The sequence below is a fragment of the Paraburkholderia dipogonis genome (genome assembly GCF_046027395.1).
Lineage (GTDB): Bacteria > Pseudomonadota > Gammaproteobacteria > Burkholderiales > Burkholderiaceae > Paraburkholderia > Paraburkholderia dipogonis_A.
This window is the reverse complement of the sequence record NZ_JAQQEG010000022.1, coordinates 157,249-165,478: the sequence shown is the minus strand read 5'-3', so window position 1 is coordinate 165,478 and position 8,230 is coordinate 157,249. Positions and strand designations below refer to the sequence as shown.

Here is an 8,230-nt window from a genome sequence, read left to right as displayed (position 1 = left end):
GGTGCAATAAAAACGCCCGCGCGGCGCCAGTAAAATGGTACGGAGCCTGTTTGCGGCCGCCGTGCCTCAGACCCAAACGGAAAATGTATGCCTCAAATCGTTGTGCTGCCTCACGTCGAACTGTGCCCGGAAGGCGCAGTGATCGATGCCGTGCCCGGCAAGAGCATCTGCGACAGCCTGCTCGAACACGGCATCGAAATCGAGCACGCGTGCGAGAAGTCGTGCGCGTGCACGACCTGCCACGTGATCGTGCGTGAGGGTTTCGCCGCCTTGACGCCATCGGAGGAAGACGAGGACGATCTGTTGGACAAGGCGTGGGGGCTCGAACCGGCCTCGCGTCTGTCGTGCCAGGCCATGGTGCCGGCTGAGCAGGATCTGGTTGTCGAAATCCCTCGCTACTCGATCAATCACGCGAAGGAAAACCACTAACAGGAGGATGCAGCCATGAAGTGGACCGATACGCAAGACATCGCGATGGCCCTGACTGACAAGCACCAGGACATCGATCCGCAACAGGTGCGCTTCACCGACTTGCACCGTTGGGTCACCGAGCTGGAAGGATTCGACGACGATCCTAACCGGTCGAACGAAAAGATCCTCGAGGCGATTCAGGCTGCATGGATTGAAGACGCGGATTATTGAGCGTCAGTGAAAATTTCGTCACCGGTTAGCGGCTTACTCGCTCTCCCGGCTGCGGCAAATAAAAAAAGGCGATTCCAACGGAATCGCCTTTTTTTGCGTCTGGCAGACACAACCCGTGTGGTTGCGCCTAGCTTGCTACAAGCGTGCCGTTCTGAACACGAACGCGCTGACCTTGCTGGAACGGCGGCGCTTCATGGTACGTGAAGTAACGCGTCTTGCCGCTTTCCATCCGCACGCGGACCGAATACGACGTGGTGCTGCGGATATGTTTTTCCACCGAGTTGCCGGCAAGGCCGCCACCGAGCGCGCCGAGAACGGTCATCGCGGTGCGGCCGCCGCCACTACCGAACTGATTGCCGACCACGCCACCGGCCACCGCGCCACCGACTGCGCCGATCCCGGTGCCATGACCTTCCTGATGCACAGCCGAGATGGCCTCGACCGTGCCGCATGTCGAGCAGTAGGCCGGCTGTGGCGGTTGCTGCTGGGCGTAGTTAGGTGCCGGCTGCGCCTGTGGCTGCTGCGCGTATTGCTGCTGCTGTGTGGGGGCAGGCGCCGGGGCGGGTGCGGGTTGCGGCTGTTGCGCGGCCTGCTGCTGGGCAGCTTGTTGCTGCGCGGCCTGTTGCGCCGTCGGGTTGGCAGGCGCCGCCGAATCGACCACGCCCTGCTGGTTAGCTTGCGTGGCGACTTGCGCCGATTGCGTCTGATCGTTTTGCGCGCCGTTACTGGACGCCTTCGTGAACAGGCCCGTGACAGCCGCCGTGGCGGCGAGGCTTGCGATGATCACCGCGCCGGCAGCTGTCGCGACGAGCGGATGAATCCGGCGTTGTTGCACAGGCTGCGCGGACTGGGTGGTGGGTTGCGTGTTGGGATTGTCCATTTTGGCCTCCGTCTTCAACAGAGTCGACTTTTAGTAAGACAAAGTGTCAGGTAAATCGATTCCGCGAGGGTTTCAATTTGTAACGATTTTCGGGCAATCATCGCGATGGCGTCACGTCGAAGCCCGCGCAGCATGGCGCCACACCGCTTCCGGCAAGCGCTCGCGAGATGAACGCCGACGACCGCATCCTCGCACGGCGTGCAGCTTTTACCGATGGTTACAAGCCGTCAGGTGGCCGCTGAGTGTGCTTTCAAAAGAAGCAGCAAGAAAAACGCCCGGCATCGAGCCGGGCGTTCTCCAGGATGCGAACCACGCAATGCTCAGTCTTCCCGACGCAGATGCGGGAACATGTTCAAATGGCCTAAACCAATACTGTATTGGTTAATAGGCCGATATATGTCATCTGATACCCCCGAAAATACCCCCAATCAGCAACCCGATTTCGATACCCAGATCGAGGAGATAACCGAAGAGCTTGAGTGGTTGCGCGCCCGGCAGGGACTGCGGGATCGCGCTGCGCCGGATATCGAACTGAAGCAGCAGATCACCCGGGCGGAAGCCCGACTGGCCGATCTCCTGGTCACGCAACTGGCTTGGGCAGGACTCAAGCCGCAATTGCCTGATTTGCTCAACTGAAGGAGGCTCGCCATGGTTCCCGTTGCAGGCGGAATCCTGATCGCACTCCTGATACTGGCTGTGTTTGCGGCCATGTTCTCGGGCATCGCAAACTCAGGCGTGAGCGCCCAGGATACGCTTTGGGGGGTTATAGGTGTGGCGGCGCTCGGTGCGGCGTTGTGGTCGATGTATCGCATCATCGCGCGGTTAGTCGGCGCATTGCCCGAGGCGGCGTTGGACGCGTTGTCACGTGCTATCGAGCCCGCCCTAACGTGGGGAGGCGTGTTTCTCGCCGGTGTTTTTGCGCTGATACTGATGTTCTGGCTGGCGGCGGGAGCATTCTGTCTGTTTCGCGGCATCGTACGCGTGTTCGTGCCCGGCGTCTGGAAGCTATCTGAGCGAAACGTTTTCGTTCGCATCTTCAACTTCCTGGTGACGGGCCTATCTTGGGAGACTCGTGCTTTGCGGCACGGATCTCGCGCGTCGCATGTGACGCGTGCCGATCGTCTTACCCGTGAAATGTATGGAGCTTTGCCGGAAGACAGAACAGTGATTGAGCGAGCGCTACGCGAGGAGGGTGATGCACAGTCTGGGCAACTCGCGCGCGTGGCGTTGGTTTGCTTCGTCGCTGTCTTCTCCAGCGGTCTCGCGGCGGAATGGCTGCCGTTGTGGGCTGTCCTCCCTCTCGCCATGCTGGCGCTAGTCGGTGCGGTGCTGACAGTGAGAAGGTGGTTCAAGTGGCTCGAAGCCCATCAGGCCGAGGAAGACGAATCGGTGCGCTACGCGAGTGAACTGCAGCAGCAGTCCACACGCGAGGCTGAACTACGGGCCGAGGAAAAAATGCGGAGGAATGCCGAGGCGCGCGCACGCCACGATCACTCCATCCGCAACGGCGGCCTCTAAGCTATTCACCGGTCGTCGTCGCGCAATGTCGAGTGGGCCTGCTGGTTATTGAGCGCTGCGCGAGTGGTTGGGGCGCCGCGCATCGCGTACAGCTTGTCCATTACCTTGCGCGTGTATCCCATCTCTTTCAACGTCTTCATGCCGCCCGGCTTCCCCGCCATGTCGATCACGTTACGTGCCTGCGCTTCGGTCATGCCGCCTTCACTTGTCAGAAACCGGAAGGCCAGCATGCCCGCGCGGCCCAAGCCCGTCGCGTGGGCTACGACGTGTGAGGTGACGTGGCCGGCGGCCTGTTCGATATCACGGTCTTTCGCGCCTCCGGCACTTGCCATAAGGGTGTTTGTTCGCTGACGCGCTGCCTCCTTCGCATACACCTGTTTCACCTGATTTACCGTCTTCTTGCCGAGCACCTCTTCAATCTCGGGCGAGCGTAGCGCGCTGACGACCTTATCGAGCGCACCTTCGGGTAGCCGGCCGGCTTGATGCAAATATGCTTCAAGGCCCGTGAGCATGCCGATTGCAGCGTGCTGCTTCTGCTCTGGATTCATTTTGCGGAAAACGTCGATATCCGCACCTTTAAGCCCTTTGCTGAACGCTGCGCCCCAAGCTTGCGCGCCACGCAGGCCTGTCTGAGCATCTTCTGAACCCAACCGCGCCGCCAACTGCTGTGCAGTGGGCATGGTGCCCGTCTGGCCTTTCTTCAGCGCTTCCTGTGCCGCCTTCAATGCCCCGTACCGCGTTGATCCGGTGCCCTCTTCGTAAGCGGCTTTGCCCACTGCGCGCTGCAGATCTTCGAGCACCGCGGACGGCATTTCTTTGCCGGCGCGGAATTTCGCGACCTTCGCGACATCCGAGGTCGGGTCCGCACGACGCAAGTTTGCATAGTCCTTGTATGCCTTTTCAACGAGGCCCTTCACCTCCGGATGATCGAGCGCGTCCTTGAGCTCGGGCGTGATCGTCGTTATCTCCTGTCTCGCCGTCGAGTAGGCGGCGTCTTTTCTCGCGGCGAGATCGTCGAGCCTGCGGACGACCTCATCGCGCGCCTGCTGAAGAGGGTACGGCTGCCGGCTCGGCGGAAGCGCTGCGGGGAGGTGCAGCTTCGAAGCGTCATTACCCTCCAGCCCTTTTGCAACGCCAGATGTAACGCGGCCGGCCTGGCCTGTGGCGTCTTCCCTGAGTGCGGCATTGAGGCTGTCAGCGGCTCCGCCCGTCGTTCTGCCGGCGGCGCCTACCACACGCGCAACGCCCGGGCTAAAGTCAGCGACGCGGCTCCCGGGATTCGCTGCAAGGAAGTCGTTAAGCTGCTTGAGCGTTTTACCTTCCTTTCGAAGTGCTGCGTTAATCTCTGTGAACGCCGCCTGCCTGGGCGCGATGGCGTTTGCAACGGGCGCGAGAGTCTTGCCGACAAGTCGCCCCGCGCCGCCGACAAGAGAGCCAGCCACCGCGCCCTGTGTGGCGCCTTTGGCGGCGCCCGACATGCGATTCCCATCGCCTGCGTCGGCGGCGCCCTGTAAGCCGCCTTGCACCGCGCCAAATCCGGCGCCTCGCACAATGGCGGTATCCGCGAGCGCGGCCGTACCACGTTCGATCGCCGGTACGGCGCGTCCTGCAAGCTTGGCGACACCCGCCAAGGCTCGACCGCCAGTTATGACATCCGCGCCCGGGATAAGCATCGTCGCGCCAGCGACGGCCAGATCAATCCCCACGGCAGCGAACGGATTGTCGTGATCGTAGTCTTTCGCCAGGTTCTCGATCGCCCTGGTTTGCGCCTTGTCGATCAGGCCCACTTTCTCACCCAGCTGGGCACCCCAACCGAAGGTTGCGCTCTGCAACACCTTTGCGCCGAGCGCACGTCCTACAAGCGGCGTTTCCTCACGCGGTTTGCTTCCGGTCGTTGGACGCGCCGAAGTGGTGGCCGACTTAACGCCTGATGTCGATGCGTTCGGATGCGCGCGATCGTAAGCAGCGGGATCGATGCCGGTTTCGACGGTGCGACCGTCTCCGAGGTATTCAGTATTTGCCATTACCACTTCTCCCCATGAGCAAAAAATTTATGCGGGTCTTTGAATTCAGGGTTGTCGGTGCCATCAGGAAGCAAGGGGATAGAAGCGGTGTTAGGCACCATGCTTTGCGTTTTCGGATCGTAGTAAGAGGATGGGCCTAGACTGTTTTCATATCGGCGCCATGCAAGAAGCCCTACCGAAGGCGGTGCATCCGGGTTGGCTTGCCTGAAGTCATCAATGAATCGCGACTGCTGAATCTCGGCGGCACCCATCATGTAGTAGTCGTTCGCTACCTTGATTGCCGCCTGCGGGTCCATCGTGATGTTCGGCTTCGTGGTCGAAAGGATTTTTGCGTAGGCAGCAGTAGCGGCCGAACGTTGCGCGCCGGGCGCGGCCATCTTTTGGGCTTCGACCACCATGGCGTTCGCGCTCTTGACCAGAATCTGCTGCTCGGGTGACAGAGCCCAGTTGCCGGCCTTGTCCTTTAACGTGGTCACCCAACCGCCGACCAGTTTCGGGTTCTGCGTGAGCATGGTGTGGATCTGCCCCGAGAGGTTCATGACGTTCTGCGAGCCGGTGCGCTGGGTTTCGTGGCCTTTGTCGTAATCGATCCATTGCTTTTCCACGCCTTTGCGCGCGGTAGCCACCGCTTCCGGTGTCGCGCCCGGCAGGGAAGAGAGGCTCTGCACGTATGGCAATCCGGACTGCGCAGCGCTTGCGCGTCGGCCTGCCTCCTGCTCTTTTGCGGCGTCGGTCTGCGCCTTCAAACGCGCACGTGCATCTGCATCGGCCTGCGCTTCACGGTCGGCCTTGGCCTGCTTGCGGGCGTCCTCGCGTTGTTCAAGCACATTGCGCTGCTGCGCGTTCTGATTCGACTGCTGTTCGGTCAGCGTCTGTGTGCGAGACGTGAGACTGTCCAGCCGGTTGCGGTCGAGGTCGTACCGACCGGTGAGATTAAGCCCAAGGGTGGCGGCGCGTAACGCAGGATTCTGTGCAAGTTGCCGTAGTGCTGTCTCGTAAGTCTGCTGGTCGTGAACGCCAAGGAAACCCTTGTTGATATCGGCGTTCGTCTTCTCCGTTACCTCGATCGTTTTCTTTTCGAGCTCGGTTTTCTGGTCGGCAAGCGTCACTGCGCGTTGAGTGAAGCGATCGGCCAAGCCCATGTTGCCGTCTCGACGGGCCATCCCGGCAGCGCGAAGATTTTGCTGGATCTGTTGATCCATCTCCGACACGGCGCCCTGATAGGCCGGGATCGGCGTGTTGAGCCCAGCCTCTTCACGCGACTGAATACGATCCGCAGGCGTCGGCGCCTGTTCCGCGTTCTTCAACCCGCGGGCTGCGTTGTACTCCTGCGCCCCCGCCATGACTTTCGGCACATAAGCGCGTGTCTCCGGGTTCGTGAAGTCGCCGCCGGCCCCCGCGTCATACGCGGCGACTGCCATTGGCAGATTGCCGCCAAATTTCTTGTACAGCGCGCCCATGTATTGCGCGGCGGTCGCTGGGTCTCTTGGATCCAGGTTATTGCGCAGGCCATACCCCGGACGGGCAGCAGTCGATGGCAGTACCTGGCCGATACCGACCGCGCCGGATTTCGGGTTGACCGCGCCCGGGTTGAAACCCGACTCAGTCTTGAAAACGCCGTACATGGTGCCGGGCGGCAGTCCGTTCTGCGAATCGAGGTCCGACAGCTGGTCCATCGACAATGGACCTGTATATAGCTGTTTCTGCTTCAGGCCGGAAGTGCTGCTACCCGCCGTGACTCCCGAGCCCATCGGCGCACCGCCGGCCGGCGCTGGCGATCCTGCTTGCTGCGTGCTGAACGGGTTCGGCGTCGTGCCCGCAGCCGACCCGGCAACGCCGGGGGCGGTTTGACCCGCAACGCCCAGGAGGGAGCCGGCGTAAGAACCGCTACTCTCCGGATTCTGGGAGGCGGGCTTGCTTGCGTCGCGGTAGTAGTTCGCAGCAGATGCTGCGTCTGCCTGCGTCTGTTGCTGCGCAGCGAGTTGCTGCGCGGCCTGCTGATTGGCGAGATTGCCCGCTTGCAGTTGCTGCATTCGCGTCTGGCGGAGATAGTCGGCGTCTTCGGTGTCCTGCTGGTACTTTTGAAGGCCTGATGAAATTCCGGTCAGTGCAGCGCCCCAAAAGCCAGTCATGTTCTGATTAGCCATGGTCAGCCTCCCCCGGCAGGGCGGCGATCGCGTAGCCCACAGGCTCTGTCTGCATCTGCGAGAGTGCGAACATTCGAACGGGCGAAAAGCCAGAGAACCAGGCGTAGTCGATGCGTTTAGGGACAGTCACGCTTGCGGCGCGGCGGCGCGCGCCCTGTTCGAGAATCCAGTTCGCTCGCGCACATCGTCCTTCTATTTGCGCATCTGCGAGCAGCATGAACCCGATCTGACCGTCACACGTGTCGGTGATGTCCAGACTGAACGTGCGCCCGCTGACAGTGACGGCAGTGGTTAGCCGGGTCGGCGGCGCGGCATCCGCGGGGCGGCGAAGGGCCGGCCGGAAGAGCCCGCGGCGGAGTGCTTCATTCGTCACGGAAACGACAATAGCCCGCCACGCCTGTTGGCGTACGAGCTTCGGAGTTTGTTTCGCGATATGCGCGGTCATCGGTACTTCTCCACGTATGGAGTAACTGGTCAGGCACATCGCGAGAGCGCGAACGGCCACGGCTTGATTTGCTTTTTGGGTTTGCCGGCCAGTTCTGACCGATGGTGTGGCTTGTCGCTCGCGCCGGAAGGCGTGGCAGGGGAGACTTGTGCTCGGTCGCCCATGGGGCGGCGCGGCTTGCACTACAGTTGAAACGTGGGTTTGGGGCGAGGCGCTCACATATGGCGAGCTTGAATACAATTTAGCACTACTTATCTAGATGCGCAATATGATTCGCGAATTGGCGAAATATTGCCGCTCGATTTTGGCTCTTTAAAAATGCGGCGCCGGCAGCCTGGCCGTCACAGTCACTTTTGATTCGCCGCGATTTTTCCTCCCCCGGGTCCGAAAATGAGGCCTCTGAAAAATTCCAGGGCGGCCCCAAGTCCGTGATGTCACCGACCGCTCACTAACTGCCGGCGAGTCGGGGTTGACGACCCCCGATCCCGGTCCGCGGGCAACGCGCCGCCTGTCGCTCCCGTGTGAAAAAGGAGGGGCAAAAGAAGGTTCGCTCGGTGCAGCGAGTGAGTCACTT

The 8,230-nt window shown here is 61.3% G+C and carries 8 protein-coding genes; 4 read left to right on the top strand and 4 right to left on the bottom strand.

Annotation, left to right across the window (positions count from 1 at the left end; all coding sequences use genetic code 11):
• Window positions 1–87: 87 nt before the first annotated feature.
• Together fdx and iscX are read left to right on the top strand one after the other, a co-directional pair.
• Window positions 88–429 (top strand): ISC system 2Fe-2S type ferredoxin, encoded by a 342-nt coding sequence (fdx, locus tag PQR32_RS23390; RefSeq protein WP_097389705.1) that lies wholly within the window; start codon window positions 88–90, stop codon window positions 427–429.
• Between the two features lie 15 nt (window positions 430–444).
• Window positions 445–642 carry a Fe-S cluster assembly protein IscX gene (gene iscX, locus PQR32_RS23385; RefSeq protein ID WP_007181290.1) on the top strand — a complete coding sequence of 66 codons (198 nt, stop codon included), beginning with the start codon at window positions 445–447 and terminating at the stop codon, window positions 640–642.
• Between the two features lie 127 nt (window positions 643–769).
• Here iscX and PQR32_RS23380 read toward each other — a convergent pair whose 3' ends face one another.
• Window positions 770–1,522: a glycine zipper 2TM domain-containing protein gene (locus tag PQR32_RS23380; RefSeq protein WP_408232235.1), complete on the bottom strand. Its 753-nt coding sequence runs from the start codon at window positions 1,520–1,522 to the stop codon at window positions 770–772.
• Between the two features lie 396 nt (window positions 1,523–1,918).
• Here PQR32_RS23380 and PQR32_RS23375 point away from each other — a divergent pair, with 396 nt between their 5' ends.
• A complete protein-coding gene (locus PQR32_RS23375) occupies window positions 1,919–2,158 on the top strand; it encodes a hypothetical protein (RefSeq protein WP_408232232.1) in 240 nt (79 codons plus the stop codon).
• 12 nt (window positions 2,159–2,170) lie between these two features.
• Window positions 2,171–3,040 carry a hypothetical protein gene (locus tag PQR32_RS23370; RefSeq protein WP_408232229.1) on the top strand — a complete coding sequence of 290 codons (870 nt, stop codon included), beginning with the start codon at window positions 2,171–2,173 and terminating at the stop codon, window positions 3,038–3,040.
• Between the two features lie 5 nt (window positions 3,041–3,045).
• On the opposite strand, the gene PQR32_RS23365 is transcribed toward PQR32_RS23370, so the two are convergent.
• The 3 genes from PQR32_RS23365 to PQR32_RS23355 form a co-directional block, all read right to left on the bottom strand.
• The gene (locus PQR32_RS23365; protein WP_408232226.1) at window positions 3,046–4,827 is read right to left on the bottom strand and encodes a TrbL/VirB6 family protein; all 1,782 of its coding nucleotides are present in this window, start codon (window positions 4,825–4,827) and stop codon (window positions 3,046–3,048) included.
• A 236-nt stretch (window positions 4,828–5,063) separates the two neighbouring features.
• Window positions 5,064–7,211 (bottom strand): lytic transglycosylase domain-containing protein, encoded by a 2,148-nt coding sequence (locus tag PQR32_RS23360; RefSeq protein ID WP_408232223.1) that lies wholly within the window; start codon window positions 7,209–7,211, stop codon window positions 5,064–5,066.
• Complete coding sequence (locus tag PQR32_RS23355) at window positions 7,204–7,656, bottom strand: hypothetical protein (protein WP_408232220.1); 453 nt, start codon at window positions 7,654–7,656, stop codon at window positions 7,204–7,206. Before PQR32_RS23355 ends, PQR32_RS23360 begins: the two co-directional genes overlap by 8 nt.
• Window positions 7,657–8,230: the final 574 nt, after the last annotated feature.

Bases quoted from the DNA above. Each gene is read 5' to 3' on its own strand.
- fdx (WP_097389705.1), top strand. From the start codon at position 88: ATGCCTCAAATCGTTGTGCTGCCTCACGTCGAACTGTGCCCGGAAGGC.
- iscX (WP_007181290.1), top strand. From the start codon at position 445: ATGAAGTGGACCGATACGCAAGACATCGCGATGGCCCTGACTGACAAG.
- PQR32_RS23380 (WP_408232235.1), bottom strand. From the start codon at position 1,522: ATGGACAATCCCAACACGCAACCCACCACCCAGTCCGCGCAGCCTGTG.
- PQR32_RS23375 (WP_408232232.1), top strand. From the start codon at position 1,919: ATGTCATCTGATACCCCCGAAAATACCCCCAATCAGCAACCCGATTTC.
- PQR32_RS23370 (WP_408232229.1), top strand. From the start codon at position 2,171: ATGGTTCCCGTTGCAGGCGGAATCCTGATCGCACTCCTGATACTGGCT.
- PQR32_RS23360 (WP_408232223.1), bottom strand. From the start codon at position 7,211: ATGGCTAATCAGAACATGACTGGCTTTTGGGGCGCTGCACTGACCGGA.
- PQR32_RS23355 (WP_408232220.1), bottom strand. From the start codon at position 7,656: ATGACCGCGCATATCGCGAAACAAACTCCGAAGCTCGTACGCCAACAG.